The 16,091-nt window shown below is 52.7% G+C and carries 13 protein-coding genes; 3 read left to right on the top strand and 10 right to left on the bottom strand.

Translation table 11 applies throughout. From position 1 onward, the window contains the following. Positions 1-6 precede the first annotated feature (6 nt). Entirely contained in the window at positions 7-300 is a 294-nt protein-coding gene (locus P3L40_RS24925; RefSeq protein WP_000919078.1) for a hypothetical protein, read from the top strand. A gap of 1 nt (position 301) precedes the next feature. Continuing rightward, positions 302-721 carry an H-NS family nucleoid-associated regulatory protein gene (locus P3L40_RS24930; protein ID WP_000651490.1) on the top strand — a complete coding sequence of 140 codons (420 nt, stop codon included), beginning with the start codon at positions 302-304 and terminating at the stop codon, positions 719-721. A 59-nt stretch (positions 722-780) separates the two neighbouring features. Here the strand turns inward: P3L40_RS24930 and P3L40_RS24935 are convergent, their stop codons facing one another. From P3L40_RS24935 to P3L40_RS24950, 4 genes are read right to left on the bottom strand one after another with little or no spacing between them, the layout of a single operon-like run. After that, on the bottom strand, positions 781-1,332 hold the full coding sequence (locus tag P3L40_RS24935) for a FlhC family transcriptional regulator (RefSeq protein ID WP_001020646.1): 552 nt from the start codon (positions 1,330-1,332) through the stop codon (positions 781-783). Then, positions 1,329-1,937 carry a hypothetical protein gene (locus P3L40_RS24940; RefSeq protein ID WP_000891157.1) on the bottom strand — a complete coding sequence of 203 codons (609 nt, stop codon included), beginning with the start codon at positions 1,935-1,937 and terminating at the stop codon, positions 1,329-1,331. Before P3L40_RS24940 ends, P3L40_RS24935 begins: the two co-directional genes overlap by 4 nt. 10 nt (positions 1,938-1,947) lie before the next feature. Then, complete coding sequence (locus P3L40_RS24945; protein ID WP_000790610.1) at positions 1,948-2,481, bottom strand: transglycosylase SLT domain-containing protein; 534 nt, start codon at positions 2,479-2,481, stop codon at positions 1,948-1,950. Then, positions 2,481-2,753, bottom strand: coding sequence for a transcriptional regulator (locus tag P3L40_RS24950; RefSeq protein ID WP_000356489.1), 273 nt, complete (start codon positions 2,751-2,753; stop codon positions 2,481-2,483). The genes P3L40_RS24945 and P3L40_RS24950 overlap by 1 nt, the downstream gene beginning before the upstream one ends. A gap of 715 nt (positions 2,754-3,468) precedes the next feature. On the opposite strand from P3L40_RS24950, the gene P3L40_RS24955 reads away from it, so the two are divergent. After that, positions 3,469-3,831 (top strand): hypothetical protein, encoded by a 363-nt coding sequence (locus P3L40_RS24955; protein ID WP_000683483.1) that lies wholly within the window; start codon positions 3,469-3,471, stop codon positions 3,829-3,831. A gap of 37 nt (positions 3,832-3,868) precedes the next feature. On the opposite strand, the gene P3L40_RS24960 is transcribed toward P3L40_RS24955, so the two are convergent. From P3L40_RS24960 to P3L40_RS24985, 6 genes are all read right to left on the bottom strand, one after another. Then, entirely contained in the window at positions 3,869-7,483 is a 3,615-nt protein-coding gene (locus tag P3L40_RS24960) for a conjugal transfer protein TraG N-terminal domain-containing protein (protein WP_000534551.1), read from the bottom strand. Between the two features lie 12 nt (positions 7,484-7,495). Next, positions 7,496-8,929, bottom strand: a complete 1,434-nt coding sequence (locus tag P3L40_RS24965) for a conjugal transfer protein TraH (RefSeq protein ID WP_000256129.1) — start codon at positions 8,927-8,929, stop codon at positions 7,496-7,498. A 1-nt stretch (position 8,930) separates the two neighbouring features. After that, positions 8,931-9,971, bottom strand: coding sequence for a conjugal transfer protein TraF (traF, locus tag P3L40_RS24970; protein WP_001326396.1), 1,041 nt, complete (start codon positions 9,969-9,971; stop codon positions 8,931-8,933). Between the two features lie 110 nt (positions 9,972-10,081). Beyond that, complete coding sequence (locus P3L40_RS24975; protein ID WP_000811656.1) at positions 10,082-11,593, bottom strand: UvrD-helicase domain-containing protein; 1,512 nt, start codon at positions 11,591-11,593, stop codon at positions 10,082-10,084. A 286-nt stretch (positions 11,594-11,879) separates the two neighbouring features. Next, positions 11,880-12,920, bottom strand: a complete 1,041-nt coding sequence (locus P3L40_RS24980; protein WP_000101568.1) for a DNA-binding protein — start codon at positions 12,918-12,920, stop codon at positions 11,880-11,882. A gap of 202 nt (positions 12,921-13,122) precedes the next feature. Continuing rightward, entirely contained in the window at positions 13,123-16,089 is a 2,967-nt protein-coding gene (locus P3L40_RS24985) for a Tn3-like element TnAs1 family transposase (RefSeq protein ID WP_001138014.1), read from the bottom strand. Between the last annotated feature and the right edge of the window lie 2 nt (positions 16,090-16,091).

A 16,091-nucleotide genomic window follows, 5' to 3' on the forward strand; every position in this document is an offset into this window, starting at 1 on the left:
GTCGTTGTGGCTGGTAGCAAATGGGATGGAAAAATATCTAATCTGAACATATCGGAGCAAGCCTTTCCGGAGCTCTATCGTGAACTGTCCCAGATGCAGCATAAGGCGCGTAGTGATCGGCTCCGCGCCCTTGCTCTATTGGGTCTTTATTCTCTTCGATTTTCTGGCAACATTGGGTCTTTTGAGCAACAGAGTTCAGAGAGTCAACCTGCACAGCATCAAAATTCGCCAGTGCAGACTGACGCAAAACTGAACTCTCAACGTGATTCACTTAAAGGAAAACTGATGGGCTCCGTATGACATGAAAGACCACGAGGAGTTCTCTACGCTATCAGCGGCTGAACGTAGAGAGTTAATAATCGCAGAGTTAAAGCGTAAAAGCCGCATTCGCACCCTGTTGCGAGGACTCCCGTTAGATGAAGTTCGGGAGATCATTGACAGAATGAAGGGCGTTCTCAATGAACTGGAGGAAGAGTACAAAAAGCGAGAAGAAGAAGAAAAAGAAAAGCGAGCTCAGGCTGAGCGAATAATGAGCGACATGGAATCCTGCGGTGTGGACATCGGCTTGCTCAACGAAATGTTCACGAGCAGATCAGAACCTGATAATGCTAAATATTCAAAAGACGGAGTTTCGTGGAGTGGGCAAGGACGTCGCCCGGATGCTTTCAAGGGGTTGGGAGCTGTCGAGCTGGAGCGCTACCGTATCCCACAGAAGAAGTAAAAAAATGAGCGCCGCAAAGTTTGGGCGCTCATCTTCTGGTCCGAAATGTCATAGTCTACTCAAGCACACTCTTTCTCCCCACCACCATGCCTTCCTTGTTCTTTGCAGAACGGACATTCAACGCAGGTTCTTTGATTAACAGAGGTGAAGTACGTACACTTGCAGTTGTCGCACACCTCCAGCATTGCGTCCCCACTTCTCAGCTCCGAAGCAAGACACCAGGCATCAGTAATATCAAACGGAGCCCACCGAGCACCTTTCATTCCGGGCACTTCTTTGCGGATTGCGTGATACATTCTAAATGCCTTGTTCAAGGCTTTGATGTTCACAGACCGCAACACGGCTTCTCCACCAATGTTGAAGTAGAGCTGCATTAGAAGAGAGGCCTGTATCTTGGATGTGTGACTATGAATCAGTGTCGCACCACCCCGGAAAGTTCTGGATTTTCGTTCCAGAGTATATCCGTCCCTCTCCAGATCCTGGTAAAGCCGTCTGACCTGTTTGTAGGTCAGACCAGTCTCGATCATGATGATTTTTGTGATGTACCCAGCAAGGGCCATGTGTCGAGCTGTAACCCAGCGACCCAATGTACCAGAGTTGCCAATGTTCATCTCCACCTCCCACGTCCCTGTAGAGACTGTTGCAGTTTTTTCAATACCGGGTGTGTTAACTCTTCCCGGCTGTCATCGAGAATTTCTTCAATGATGCTCGGAGCAAAACGAAGCGTAAAATGCGTAACCGTTGTTCCAGACATGTGGCGCAACTGGCTGTCTGTTGCCTTAGCCACCAGCTCCGCAAGCTCTCTCGAAACCCCGAAAACTTCCTTTGCCATCTCCGGGTCTCTCGATGCGACGCGGTTAAATAGCAACCAGTAGGCAGCATCAAATTCATCAACACTATGGTTGATAAAAACTACAGGGTCGTAGTCGCCAGAGAGTCGCGTGATGATGTTCTGCTCTGCTGTTTCGAGTTTGAAAGAGATCAACACGCCAGAGGCCAGAGCTTCCAATTGGGAAGGTGTTGCCAGTGACAGCTTTTGAACGGTGTCCATGCCCAAAGAAAATTGTGAGGCCGCATCATCTGGACGTTCTTTTGCCAGAGTGGATAGCAGGTTCCACAATGTCAGATCGAACTCGTAGACGTTTCTATCAGCTTCTTCTTGATCGAGGTTGACGGCTCTTGCATCCCACGCACCAATAATATCCAGTTCCAACATTCCGCCCCCCTCACAAATCACGAAGGTTGCGATAGATAGCCAAGACTCGGCTACCATAGTTTCTGGCTCGGATTTCGTCTTCCCAGGCGTGATAGCGGCCAACGCCAAGCTCCAAGTCATTTGGAGATGACTGAATGGCTTCTGATAGCACCTCTGCCCCAACCATGACGTTGGTCTCTGGGTCGAGAAGATCTGCTGGAGAAGAAACTCTATGACCATTCCACCGGATGCTCACTTGCATAAACCCGACATCAATGGCACGACCGTACTGCTGCTGAAACTCAGCGAGCTTAGCCTTTGCCTGATCTTCCGACTTAGCATAGAAAGGAAGCCCAGGAACGCGAAGCGTCCAAGGCCAAGGACTTATAGAGCCATTACCTCTCCCTGATGCAGATTCGGCCAATGCGACCGAATACACTAGAAGAGGGTCGAGGTTATATGCTTTCGCTGCTTTGTCGAAGATGGTTCCGCTCAGGTCAATAGCATTCGCTGTTGATGAAAGGAGAGCCGCAGACAGAACTAGCGCCTTGGCTTTGTTCTTCATCAGCTTGCCTCCTTATGTCTGAGGGGTATTTCGTGTTCTTCGTCGTACCGCTCCGGCCAAATCTCAGACGGCTTCACACCCAAAGCTGTAGCTATCTCATGTTCCCAGCGTGGACTGGGCTTATAGAGTGCCGTAGACACCACCTGCCGAGATGTTTTGTGTTTTCTGCCCAATGCGGCCAGAGAAAGCCCCTGGATCTTGAGTTTGTACTTGATCCACTCACGTTTCTTCTCTGGGTCGCTTGGGATGTCTATCAATTGGCATTTATCCATTGTTTGCCACCCTTTAAACTGCGTTGTTAGCCATACAAAAAGTGCGTTATTCGATGAACGCTTTTAGAGTTCTTCTATTGTCACAAACTGACACATTTTGCGCCTTTACAAGCCCAAATAATGATGCTGTCAACAATAAAAAACCTTTAAAAACATACACTTAACTTTGTACCGACGGAACAAAGTTACAATACTTTTAGTAATCAATGGGATACGGATATTTTTGCGATAGTAATGGAAAGTGCGCCAAAAGAATGGCGGAAATAGCGCACGGGGAGTGCGGTATTTTGTGATATTAAATAGCGTTTAGGTATAAGTGATTTTAGGGATACAGCGAGGGCTGAAATTGCGAATACAGCAGGAGCTGAGGAGGGCAGGGAAGGCAAAGGCGCATCCCGACCACACAAGGATGATGGTGTTTACAGAAAGAGATATTTGAGAAAGAGAACTCTGCGGTGTTGCAGATGGGGACCAAAGCGTTAGCAATGGCCTATTCCATAGTGTATGCGATTTGTTTGACATGTTCAACTATGTAATGCTTTGTCAATAAACGCCTTGTTCCGTAAGGGCAAACTTTCACATGTGAAAGTTTGAGGGCAAATTCTAATCGAAGAAGTTGCCAATGGAATGGTTGTTTAGCAAAAAATAGTCAAACTTTCACAGTTGCATTTTTTGATGCCGTGGTAAACTGGAGGTAAAGAGTAAGGGGGTTGATATGAAACATGTGGTCAATATTCTTCTGCTGGGAATGGTGCTTCTGGGAATAGCCATGATGGCTGACACACCTTGGGGACTTGGTGTGGCGCTGGCTCCCTTCGGCGTTTGGGGTGCTCGTTTCCTATTTCTGGTTCACAAAAGCCTTTGGGCTGCTGTTATCTTTTGGGGAGGGATCGCTTACTTCCAGTGGCAAGTTGCTTTGGTTGTCGGGGCTCTGTTTGGACTAACGTGCTTTATCCGCGTTGCGCGGTCAGCATATAAAGAGGCACCACCTACCCGGCGCAGAAAAAAACAAACTGGTGGGTTTCAAGATTCCTATGATTTTGACCAGCGCTTCCATATTGGAGCTGGAGACGAATAAGGGGGCCTGCTGGCCCCCTTATTATTTGGTTGGTCTTTTAGAACCTTTGATTTGCTATGTTGTACCCCCTGACGGCAGTCAAATAGCTACCTGAACGGTCTCCAGCTTCCGTCGAGTTCTGCAATACGTTTACCAGCTTGTCCGTAAACTCTTCGTTTTGCTGAGAAAGAACAGGCTGACCTCCTTGCATCATCGGTGAGCCATCCGGGTTACGTTCTGCATACTCCATTTTCAGATTCTGAACAGCCTGGTTCATGCGACCTTCGTTTGTGTCAAACGATTCGGCATAAACAGCGGCTTGGGATTCAGTCAGCCCATAACGGCTTTGAGCGATAGACTGCATCGTTTCTTTGAACTCATCACCGTACTGGTTCATAAACTGCTGCGCGGCTCCACCACCAGCTTCTGCGGCAGAGGATAGCGCTGCTGCATAGAACGCGCCGCGTTCCTCAATGCTCATCCCTTTAGCGGCTTCCGATAGATCAGATTTACCAGTTAACCACTCCTTCGCTGCATCATAGCCGCTTGCAGCAGCTCCCATGACGTTGCGGCCAAGTTTAGCCATACCGACCATCGCATCACCGGCCCAGCCAAACTCCTCTTGCACGGCCTGGTCGCCGCGTTGAGTGGCCGCGATGAATTGGTCGCGTTGTTCAGGTGTCATCGTTCTCATTTGATCCATCGCTCTTGAGAACGCATCAGCGCCAGCTTGACCACCAGCAATGAGAGCTCCACCTGCTTGTTCAGCTCTGCGGCCCATCCAATCACTGGAGTTGTCCCACGCTCCCCACGCCGAAGCGCTCCAAGACATTTCCGGAAGCGAGTTCATAAGGTTATCTTGGGCTTTTTTCAGTTCAGGAGCAGATACATTTCGCTCTGTTTGCTGTGCTTGGTTATGAAGAGCTGACGTACCGGCTGCATGTTCATTTTGAACAAGGGGGCTATTCGTTGGTAACTGCCCAGCTTCTGATGCCGGATTAGTTCCAGCCATCCCAGCCACATTCTCCCGGAATCCGGTTGGGATGTTAGGTCCACTGCCTACAGCCCCTTGAACCTGACCTGGTAGGCCTTGAACATTCGGGCCTTCAATGCCGTTATTTCCGTAAGCATCACCACTAAATGCTCCGTTGCGACCGGACGCGGTATTGATCGCCTGTAGTGCGGCTTGATACCCGCCAAGCTCCTTACCCTGTTCGTAATTTTTGGAGTTGGTCATTGCTGTCATTCGCGCTGCTGCCTGGGCCACTTGAGGAGACATTCCGTAGGCTTGGTATCTTTGCTGTAGTGAAGCCGCCTCGTCTTTAACCGATTGCGGCGCGGCATTTCGGAAATAGTCATTCAGTTGGTTCATGGCCGCAGGGGTTTGTGCTACTGCACCACCGAGAGTTTTAAAGTCGGTATTAGTCATGGAGCCCATTTGGTTTTGGAGCTGACTCATTGTTGTGAAGGTGTCCGATGCAGACACCAGTTCAGAAGCGGACTTGGATAGGTTCTGGGATAAGCTATCGCCCCAGGTTTGCTTGAATGACTCGCTTCCAGAACGGCTGAAACCCTGCGCTAATTGATTTGTCAACGCCTGGCTATCGGTTTGCGAATAGCTCACACCCTTCATGAACTGGGACACATCACTCGCTGACCAGCTTGAAGAGTCTTGAGTTGATGACTCTGTTGCTCCCTTCGCTTGCGCTTTGATGTCCAGGACATCACTGCCGCCGCCTGATTCGCCATTACCACCAGCAGGAACTAGGGCTGTACTGTTTGATTTCACACCAGCAGCGGCCTTCATTGCTGCCCTGGCCTTGCCAACCATAGGCATAAGCATGGACGCAGCTTCGTCAACATCGAGTGTGCCCATAGCCTGCATGGCAAAAGCACCTTTGACAGCATCAGAGTGGCTATCATCCACCTGGAACTTATCCATGAAGTTCTTGGCTTGCTGGTTGATCAATTGGCTTTGAGCTGTGTTTTGCGACGAAACGTTGCGCCCGACATTGGAGAGTCTTGAATAGGCTTGATCCTGACTTACTCCATCAGAAAAACCTCGACCAAGAGTGCTTTGGAAAGCCTCCGATTTCTGACTTTGTAATGCCTGTGCGGAGCTCACGCCTGATGCCAAGGTGGAGCCAAGCGAGAAGGTACTGATCATGCTTTCTGCGCCGTTTGCAATCGCACCACTGAACTGGTTGTGATTGTACGCTGGCTGACTTTGCATAACCGGACCTTGCTTGAGTAGATCTGGCGTTTGCATCTTTTCGTCAACGTGGTCAGAACCACTTATTCTCGATGCCAAGCTGGTGAAGGCGTAGGTGCTACCTGTGACGATAAACAGGGAAATCACCGGAGTGGCCGCAGCCAACATGCCGCCGGTTGCAATCCAGTGTTGCAGAACATCTCCAGTTGAGGAAAGAGCGTACATGGAGTTGAGACCACCAGCACTGAGGCTAGACATCTCATTTGACGCGGCGGTATGAACAAACAGGTTTATAATTGAGAGGACTGGCATCCATAGCTGAATCCAGAGGATGGTTTGTACATATTTCCCGGCTAACTGGAGGCCGAAGCTGCCCATCACGATAATAAAAGCAATGATCGGGGTTATAGCATAAATAAAGCCTTCAAAGAACGTCAGCATTGGTCGGACGACGGTCATGAACATCGACTGCTCTGCGGCCCACTGTGTGTTCCGTTGCTGAATAGCCTGGTTGACCATCAATGCAGAGCCATAATCCTGGAGGTCCTGATAACGTCCTGCTGCGGCTTCATAATAGAGGGGCTCCAGAACGGCGGCTTTCAGATAGTCGATTGATGACGTAGTTGTGGCACCCATCGCTTGAAGCGAATCGGTCAGCTTCGTTAGAGCGTTGTCTCCAGTTGACGTGTCAATACCCAGTAGGCTGTTAAGAGCATCAACAACAACCGGGCTGCTTAGGTTGGCGGTTGCAGTGCTAATAGCCACCCATCCGTCAGTACATGTGTAGTCAGCGCCGTCAGGGTTTGCTGTAGACAAATACAACCTAGTTCCGTAGAGCTGTGAGTTGAATCGCAAAGCTGAGTCAGTTGAACGGTTCATCAACTCATCAAGGGACATTAGGTTGAGATCGACTTTGGTTAACGTGCATTCCCGAATGTAATTGTTCCAGGAACGCCTCACGTCAACATAGCCGCCTCCATTTGCTGAGTTAAGCGCAGTAAAAACTCCTGTGTCATAGGCTCGCCGTCTGACGTCATTCAACAGTTTCAGTGTTTCGGAAAAGTGGCTTTCCGTGACATTGGGTACGATTACCCCATATCCAGTTTCAAACAAATTGGTGATGGTGTATCCCACGTTGGATATGACACCTCCAGCAAAGCCTACCCCAATAGGGACATTGGCGACGACTCGAACCTGCCCTGTATAAGCGTCCTCGATAGTCACAGTTGTGGTTGGGCCGAAGAAACAGGCATATAGAATCCAACCTACCAGCACTTGCTGGAGGTTGATTTGCTTTGCGCCCTGAAAGACGGACTGAATACAGATCATCAAGACCCCAAGAAGCAGGCCAATACTGACCATCTTCTCGAAATCCCCGGTGCCGGTGATCATTGATACTGCAATCAGGATTTGCTCCAGAAAAGCAGAGTCACCGATAGAGTGGATTGAAAAAGATCCCATTCCAATAGCTCCTTAGTTCGTGCTAGGAGGATTGGACAAAGTTGCCAGCATGTATTTTTGCTTGCGGATGTTGTCCAGTAGGTTGTTGTATTTCTCAATTTGGCTTGCCAGATCGCCGTATTGAGAGGACAGGATTGTGTATTCAGCACGGATTTGCTGTTGCGATTGCGCGAGAAGCTCTAGTGCCTCTTTCTTGTAGGGTGATTTGCTGTTAGCCATCGCAATGCGAGCTGCGCGGAAGAACTCTTCCGAGAAGCTATACATCATGGTCAGGGCTATCGCTCCTGATGACTCTGTTGCGAACAGGTTAGCGCCGTCCTGTGAAAGGACAGACAAGTTACGAACAATGGTGCCAATCCCTCCGGGGAGGTTAGAAACAAAGGCCTTTTCTGGGTCGGTTAAGGTTCCAGAGTTCGTTGCGTATTTGTAGATCACACCAGGTGTAGAGCTTGTTCCTAACAGCATATCGGTGATCTGGTTCTTGATACCTTTGAGCACGACAGTTTTATTGCTGGAGCCAGCACTCAGGCAGTTGGTCGTATCAGAATCACAGGAATAGATCTCAACAGAACCGCCTGAAATCAGGTCTGACAAGGTGATCTTGTTACCTGGTAGGGTCGTCAGAGGGGTTGTTTTCGCACCAGTGCCGGTTGAGTTCGGGTCGTTTACCAGATCACCAATGATGACTGTGCCGGTTAAAGACATGATCGCTTCAAGAAGGGTGTTATCCCCGTACTGGAACCAGGTGTTGGCGTTGTTGCTCTTGAGTTGCTTCCAGACGATGTTGCCAATCATCTTGTTGTATTCGTCAGGTTTGTTGGCTTTCAGTTCTTCCAGAGGACTCTTGCCGCTGGTTTCCTGCTTGGACCCGAAGAAGTCTTCATACAGGCCGGAAGTTGTCGCGGTTATAGAAGCATCAGTTTTGTGTTTAAGGTCCATGCCGCTGGTTAGGTCGTTCACGAAACCTTGAGCGAGCTGGCAGGAGTTGCCCAGATGTTGGTTGAGCGCTTGCACTTTCTTCTGGAAGTTCTCTATCCACTTCGCTCCGTCCGGGAAAACGTTATCGAGCGCAAGCTGGAAGGCATAGCCCTTGGCGTTGGCTGCTACAGCCCGAAGGAGTTGGACAATTTGATCCGCGTTAATGAAGGAAAGCGAACCGCCGAACAGATCTACACCACCGCAACCAGCTTTCCATGATGGAGGGGCAAAGCTCACCAGGTTCTCGTCGAAGATTCGTGTCTTTGCAGTGAACCGGCCACCAGCTAAAACGCCACGTCGTTGGCTTTCATAAACCCCAGGTGGTGTTGTGTTGCTCATTTCATTGAAGAGTTTGTCCATCTGTGATTGGAGGCCGTTAGCGGCTATCGCCCCTGTCGGTGCCATGACGAGACTGGCCGCCACACTCAGGGCAAGCAGGCTCCTTTTTAATGTCTTGTGCGTGACCATCTTAGTTCTCCTGTAATTTGTCCCGGATGTACTTCATGAGTTGTTCCGGTGGCACAAAGTTGTCTTTATCACCGCTCGCTTGAGATAGCTGTTTGAGGTCAGAGCCCAGCTCTGGTGAGGCCAAGCGTTCGGCTATGTTGTTTTCCAGGTTGAGTACCGGACGTGTACGGTTAAACTCTTCGTCTGTGACCCAACCATTGCGTTTTGCTGCGACCAAAATCCTGTGATTCAGCTCAGGAAGAGACATTGGCCCTTGTCCTATAGGAGCGAACTGACCGTCTGGAGATGCGAGGTAAACAGCAGGGAAAGTTACGATACCAAGTTGTTTGGCATGGCCTTCATCGGTTTTGTAATGGGGGAAAAGCCCACTGGGGAGTGGTTTGCCGTCCATAGATACAGGAATGATCGAGAATCCTTCTCCTTGTTCCAACATCTTGATGAGCGGTGCTTGCAAGTCACTGTAGTCATCGTCGGACTTGTAGAAGAAGAATATCCCTACGCGTTCGGCTACGCTTTTGAGTAGCATGTTTTTGGCGTTACCAGCGTCACGATCAACTTGTTGTGAGGCAAACGTGGCAGCAGGACGTCGAGTAATTTCATCCAAGAAAGGATCACCTACGACCGCCAGCTCTGTAGCATCGGAAAATTGTTCAGAGCGATCTATCGCAAATCGTTGCAAGTAGAGAAACGTCCTGACGTTTTCAACGGTAGGATTGTTCCAAGCAAGGTCTTTGTACTTGGGTAAGTTTTCCCGGAACCATTCCGCTGAGAACATTTCTGGGCCGCTCGGAAGCGGAGCAGCAGGCTTAGGCTGTGTAGGCTTCGCTTCTGCCACAGGCTTTGGTTTGGGCTTTTCGGGTTTTTTCTCTGGTTCTTTGGGCTCTTCCTTGTACCAGAACCAACCCTCTTCCTTTCGCTCATAAAAACCAGGTCTTGTGCCATCTTGAGCCCAAGCCTGGTGTGATGCCCCCAGCGTGAGCGCTGCAAGGAGCAGTAAATTCAAAGGTGATTTTTTCATAGTCTCACGCACGTATTTTCCCATGCTCGATATGGTAGAGGTGGGAGGCGTGAAATTAGGCAGGTGTAAGCGCCCATTTAGGGCGCTTAGAGCGTTTTATTTGTCAACTTTCACATGTGAAAGAATTGACCAAACTATTTGGTCGTGTCCTCTTCAACTTCTGTCGCTTCTGCGGCCATCTTCATCTGCTTCTCGACCATGCGTTTTTGGGTGATGTAGCGGATAACCATCTCGACAGCGCTGTTCAACGCAAGGATTCGCATCGCTCTGGTGGATGCAACGTAGAGCAGGTTTATTTCATCGTCACGGGCCATTGGGTCGAGCTCTGGGTCCAGGACATCCGGAAAGTCGTCATAGAGCTGAACAAAGTCCCACTCCAACCCTTTGCACCGATGAGCTGTTGAGACCGTAATGTCAGCCCCAAACTCTTCTTTGACTGTATTGCGTCGTAGAGTGGTGAGTCGTTCAGGGATTTCATCGTAGCTGTTGATGATCTTGACAGCCCTCATCATCTCAGGGTCTTTGGTCGCCTTCGCTACTTCTTGATACTCGAAGTAGTCTTCATACTCATCAAGCAGTTTCTTATTCTTTACCCGGTCTGGCTCTGCCATCGAAAACCAGTACAAATCCTGGAGCTCATTGATCTGGTAAGCGTCGATTCCACCGACCCAGAATACCTGCGCTCCGGATTCGGTCGCAGAGAGCGCCGTCTCTATAACCCCCATGACGGTTCGGTGAAGTATTGCGCGGTGGCCCACGTCACCTGGTAAAAACATGAGTACCTGATCTGCTGGTCCCCGGCCAACAACAGGTCGTGTTTCACCTTTGAGTTCAAGAAGGGCGTTTGCCACCAGCGAAACGTTGGGGCCAAAGCGGAAGCTATGAGTGAGATAGAGTTGGTCGGCGTTCATGAGCTCTTTGCTATCAAGGGCGTTGTTTGCGCCTCTGAACCTATAGATCTGCTGGTGGCGATCTCCAACCAGGATTACCTTGCAGTTCTGCTGTAGGACGATGCTACTTGTTACGGGGTTAGCGTCTTGTGCTTCATCAAAAAGAATGGTGGTGTACCGGCGAGACAGATTCGGCATCCCGAGCTGATACTGTTTGAGGTAGCAATCGTGTACGGTCGGGAACGGATCTTGAACGTTTGTCATCCGTTTCCATATGAGCTCAGCACCTTCGACCACCTGGATTTGGTATCTCTCCTGTTTGGACGTAAGCACTTTACCCGTATCGGCGCGAGCAAAATGCGTATAAAGAATCCGCATGTCTGCACTACACATAAAGGCGTTGAGCGTATCGAGAATATCTTTGGCAAACGTCCAGTTCTTGGTATTCACCGCTTGGGCAATATCGGTGAGCCTTAGGTTGCCGGAGAGTTTGTGCTGGTAGCCCCTTCCTATAGTGGCGTAGGCAAGCTGGTGGGACGTTTTGCAGTCTACGTTTGCAGGAAACTTTTCTCTTGCCTCGTCGCGGATAGCCCTGTTGTATGCCAAGTAGAGGATACGTGAATCGAGGTTGTTGTGGGCGTACTTCACCAGTGTCGTGGTTTTACCCGTTCCAGCGTAGGCCTTAACGACAAGGCGAGGCCCTTTGTACTGAGTGATCAGTGATTGTTCTGGTGTGTCAGGAGGAAGTTGTTTCATGAGGCCCCCTACGACAAACACATCTGGAGAGTGATGCGCTTCTTTTGTGTCGAGAGGAACGTACTGATCCGCTTTTCTTCTCGGGGGAGGGATACTTCACAATCCAGATCTGTCCACCAGTCTGGGGCTTTACCTTGAGCCACCTCCGTAACCCAACTATGGAGACGGTGTAACCAGCGATAGTCGCCAATAGATGAGGTGGCTAGTGTCATAGCCTCCTCAATCTTGGTTTGAAGAGCCGCAGCTCTGTGTCGCCACTCTTCTGAATATTTAGCCTTTCGCGCCATCAGTTTTCCTCTTTCTTTTTCCCTCCCTTACCAGCTTTAGCGAGCTCTTGCTCCAACCCAGAAATTTTGGTCAGTGCATCATTGAGTCTTTGTTCGAGGCTCTTGGCCTGCTGGTCTTTTTCCTGCAACTGACCAGCCATCATGCCTTTGTCTTGAACAAGAGCGCGAGCTTCTGCTTCGGCGCTGGATAATTTGGCGTCCAGCTTTTCTACCTCTCCAGATAGGCGCTGGCACTCTCGTTCAGCGGATTCGCCATGAGCTTTGGCTGTGGCAAGGGAGTCCTGTGATTGGGCCAGTTTGGCCTGTACATTTTCGAGCTGCTCTTTCAACGATGTTTTTTGTTCCTGAGCGGCCCGGAGCTTTTCTGTCTGCTCTATACTCTTGCCTTTTTGCTCCTCCAACTCACCCTCTGTAGTTGCCAATTTTTGGCTCAAAGAGCGATTTTCGCTTTTAGCTTGCTCCAGGTGATCCTGTGCTCGGGTCAGATCTGCGGCTTTCGCCTCCAGCTTGCCCTCCAACTCAACGATCCGCTTTTCCAGCTTATCAATGTCAGCCAGTGAGCGTTCTAGCTCCGCAGACTTGAGGGATAGCGAGTTTTCTGCCTTACCAAGGGCCGCATCGAGCTCTGATTTTTTGTTGGTGAGAGCTTCAAGTTGTTCCTCCAGTAGCTCAGCCCGTTCGGTGGCATCATTTGCCATGTCCACGGCTTGCTGCATATCTTCCTGGTACTCAATTTCTTTCTGTCGTAGCAGTTCACGCTCGCGCTCAAGCTGTTCATCGGCGCTTGCTTTGGCTACCGTATAGATCTTCTGTAGGAAGAGCTCAGCATCGCTCATAACCGATTCTGGAAGGACTACCTCTACCAGCTCTTCATCGAGGGAGTGTTCCTCTGACCACTGTTTGAGATACGTTGAAATGGTGGTAAAGCTCCCCTTGCCAATGATGTCTCTGATAGCGATGACCGTTGGGCGTTTACCGGCGTCCTTGAGCTTTTGGGCCGCAGCCGCTACATCGTCAAACTCAACCAATTTTCTTGCCATGAGAACGTTCCTTTTAATTTGTAATGTTTACGATAATTACGATAATTACGATAATACGGTAATTATCATAATTATATATCATGCTGCTGTCGATTGGAATTGTTTGTGTGGGACAAAGCCCTTCCGGCTGCGGAAAAGCCTTGTTACGCGGTCACGCTGATTCATCCAGGGGGAGCCCGCAGAATTCGGAAAAAATCGTACGCTAAGGTTTTCCGGGCATCCGTAAGGGCCGAAACTTCCCGTCTTCCAGTCTGCGGCTCTGCCGCCAGACGTAATCGCCGGTTAGGTTGATGTGCTCCCAGCCCAGCGGCGACAGGAATTGCAGCAGCTCGCCGTCCACCGGCTTGCCGGCCTCGACCAACCCCTGGGTGGCGCGTTCCAGGTACACCGTGTTCCACAGCACGATAGCCGCCGTCACCAGGTTGAGGCCGCTGGCCCGGTAGCGCTGCTGCTCGAAGCTCCGATCCCTGATTTCCCCAAGGCGGTTGAAGAACACCGCCCTGGCCAGCGAGTTGCGCGCCTCACCTTTGTTCAGGCCGGCATGCACGCGGCGGCGCAGTTCAACACTTTGCAGCCAGTCCAGGATGAACAGCGTGCGCTCGATCCGGCCCAGCTCGCGCAGGGCCACGGCCAGTCCGTTCTGGCGCGGGTAGCTGCCGAGCTTGCGCAGCATCAGCGAGGCGGTGACGGTGCCCTGCTTGATCGAGCTGGCCAGGCGCAGGATGTCGTCCCAGTGGGCACGCACGTGCTTGATGTTCAGGGTGCCGCCGATCAGCGGGCGCAACGTCGGGTAGGCTTGCACGCCCTGCGGCACGTACAGCTTGGTTTCGCCGAGGTCGCGGATGCGCGGCGCGAAGCGGAAGCCTAGCAGGTGCATCAGGGCAAAGACGTGATCGGTGAAGCCGGCCGTGTCGGTGTAGTGCTCCTCGATCCGCAGGTCGGACTCGTGGTACAGCAGGCCGTCGAGCACATAGGTGGAATCGCGGACGCCGACATTCACCACGCGGGTGCTGAACGGCGCGTACTGGTCGGAGATATGGGTATAGAACAGCCGTCCCGGCTCGCTACCGTACTTCGGGTTGACGTGCCCGGTGCTCTCGCCCCGGCCACCCGCGCGGAAGCGCTGGCCATCGGAGGATGAGGTCGTGCCGTCGCCCCAGTGGGCGGCAAAGGCGTGGCGATACTGGTGGTTGACCAGCTCGGCCAAGGCCGCCGAATAGGTTTCGTCGCGGATGTGCCAGGCTTGCAGCCAGGACAGCTTGGCGTAGGTCAGGCCGGGGCTCGACTCGGCCATCTTGGTCAGCCCGAGGTTGATCGCATCACCGAGGATTGCGGACAGCAGCAACGTCCTGTCTTTGGCCTCGGCCCCGTCCTTCAAGTGGGTGAAGTGGCGGCTGAAGCCCGTCCAGTCGTCCACGTCCATCAGCAGTTCGGTGATCTTGATGCGCGGCAGTAACTGGCTGGTTTGGTCGATCAGCGCCTGCGCCCGATCCGGCACCGCCGCATCCAGCGGGGTGATTTTCAGCCCTGACTCGGTGAGGATGGCATCGGGCAGCTCGTTGTCCTTGGCCAGGCGGGTGACGGTGGCCAACTGCTCGTCCAGCAGCTGCAAACGCTCTTCCAGGTACTGGTCGCTGTTCGGGTTGATCGCCAGGGGCAGGGCCTGCTCGCGCTTGAGTGCGGCGAACTTCTCGGCCGGCAGCAGGTAGTCGTCGAAGTCGCGGAACTGCCGCGAGCCCTTGACCCAGATGTCGCCGGAGCGCAGGGCGTTCTTCAGCTCGGACAGGGCGCAGATTTCGTAGAATTTCCGGTCGAGGCCTTCCGGGGTGATCACCAGCGGCTTCCAGCGCGGCTTGATGAAGGCCGTGGGTGCATCGGCCGGCACCTTGCGCAGGTTGTCGGCGTTCATCTCACGCAGGGTCTGCACGGCTGCCAGCACGCCTTGCGCGGCCGGCGCGGCGCGCAGTTCCAGCACCTCCAGCAAGGCCGGCGTGTAACGGCGCAGGGTGGCGAAGTTCTCGCCGACCAGGTGCAGGTGGTCGAAGCCTTCCGGCCGGGCCAGCAGCTCGGCCTCGCTGACGCTCTCGGTGAACTCGTCCCAGGGAATCACCGCCTCGATGGCGGCATAGGGGTCGCTGCCGCTTTCCTTCGCTTCCAGCAGCGCCTGGCCGATCCTGGAGTACAGGCGCACCTTGTCGTTGATCGCCTTGCCCTGCTTCTGGAACTGCTGCTGATGCTTGTGCTTCGCGCCGCTGAACAGCTTGACCAGGATGCGGTCATGCAGATCGACCAGCTCATCGATCACGGTCGCGGTGCTCTCCAGCACCACGGCGGCCAGGGTCGCGTAGCGGCGCTGCGGCTCGAACTTACCGAGGTCTTTGGGCGTCATCTGCCCACCCTCGCGGGCCAGCTTGAGCAGGCGGTTCTGGTGGATGTGCCGGCCCAGGCCTTCGGGCAAGTCCACCAACTGAAATGTCTTCAGCCGCTCGATGTGTTCCAGCATGTGCCGAGAGTTGGGTTTCAGCGGTGCCTGGCGCAGCCAGGTCAACCAGGTGATGCTGCTGCCGGCCTTGAGCTTCAACAGCTCGTCCAGCTTGGCCCGATGCGAGTCCGTGAGTGGTTCGACCAGGGCGCGGTAGACCCGCCGATTGGCTCGCGCAATGGCTTCCGAGCAGGCCCGGTCAATCACGCTCAGCGCCGGCAGGATGCGTCGTTTCTGCCGTAGGCTCTCCAGGGCCTGACCGGCCAGCAGCAAGCCTTTGTCGGTCTGCTGGGCCAGCTCGGTTAGCTCGCGCACCAGGGCGCGGAAGTCGGACAGGCCGAACGGGGCCAGTTGCAGGTAGGTGCGCAGTTCCTGGGCATGCTCGCGACGGGTCACGTCGCGCTCGCCGTACTTTGCCCAGCTCGCCGGCTCGGCCTGGACTTGCTTCGCCACCCACAGGATGACCGGCTCGGGCAGCTCGCTGTCGGTTCCCAGCGCGTAACCGGGGTAGCGCAGCAGGCAGAGCTGCACGGCGAAGCCGAGGCGGTTGGCGTCGCCGCGTCGCTGGCGGATCAGCGACAGGTCGGAGTCGTTGAAGGTGTAGTAGCGGATCAGGTCATCCTGGCTTTCCGGCAGCGCAAGCAGGGTGTCCCGCTCCGTGGCCGAGAGGATCAAGCGACGCGGCATGT

Origin of the sequence: Providencia sp. PROV040 (assembly GCF_032706145.1) — a bacterium.
Classification (GTDB): Bacteria; Pseudomonadota; Gammaproteobacteria; order Enterobacterales; family Enterobacteriaceae; genus Providencia; species Providencia hangzhouensis.

Coding starts and splice junctions, on each gene's coding strand:
- P3L40_RS24950 (WP_000356489.1), bottom strand. CDS start 2,753: ATGGATAAATGCCAATTGATAGACATCCCAAGCGACCCAGAGAAGAAA.
- P3L40_RS24965 (WP_000256129.1), bottom strand. CDS start 8,929: ATGGTCACGCACAAGACATTAAAAAGGAGCCTGCTTGCCCTGAGTGTG.
- P3L40_RS24955 (WP_000683483.1), top strand. CDS start 3,469: ATGAAACATGTGGTCAATATTCTTCTGCTGGGAATGGTGCTTCTGGGA.
- P3L40_RS24930 (WP_000651490.1), top strand. CDS start 302: ATGAAAGACCACGAGGAGTTCTCTACGCTATCAGCGGCTGAACGTAGA.
- traF (WP_001326396.1), bottom strand. CDS start 9,971: ATGGGAAAATACGTGCGTGAGACTATGAAAAAATCACCTTTGAATTTA.
- P3L40_RS24980 (WP_000101568.1), bottom strand. CDS start 12,920: ATGGCAAGAAAATTGGTTGAGTTTGACGATGTAGCGGCTGCGGCCCAA.
- P3L40_RS24960 (WP_000534551.1), bottom strand. CDS start 7,483: ATGGGATCTTTTTCAATCCACTCTATCGGTGACTCTGCTTTTCTGGAG.
- P3L40_RS24985 (WP_001138014.1), bottom strand. CDS start 16,089: ATGCCGCGTCGCTTGATCCTCTCGGCCACGGAGCGGGACACCCTGCTT.
- P3L40_RS24975 (WP_000811656.1), bottom strand. CDS start 11,593: ATGAAACAACTTCCTCCTGACACACCAGAACAATCACTGATCACTCAG.
- P3L40_RS24940 (WP_000891157.1), bottom strand. CDS start 1,937: ATGTTGGAACTGGATATTATTGGTGCGTGGGATGCAAGAGCCGTCAAC.
- P3L40_RS24935 (WP_001020646.1), bottom strand. CDS start 1,332: ATGAACATTGGCAACTCTGGTACATTGGGTCGCTGGGTTACAGCTCGA.
- P3L40_RS24945 (WP_000790610.1), bottom strand. CDS start 2,481: ATGAAGAACAAAGCCAAGGCGCTAGTTCTGTCTGCGGCTCTCCTTTCA.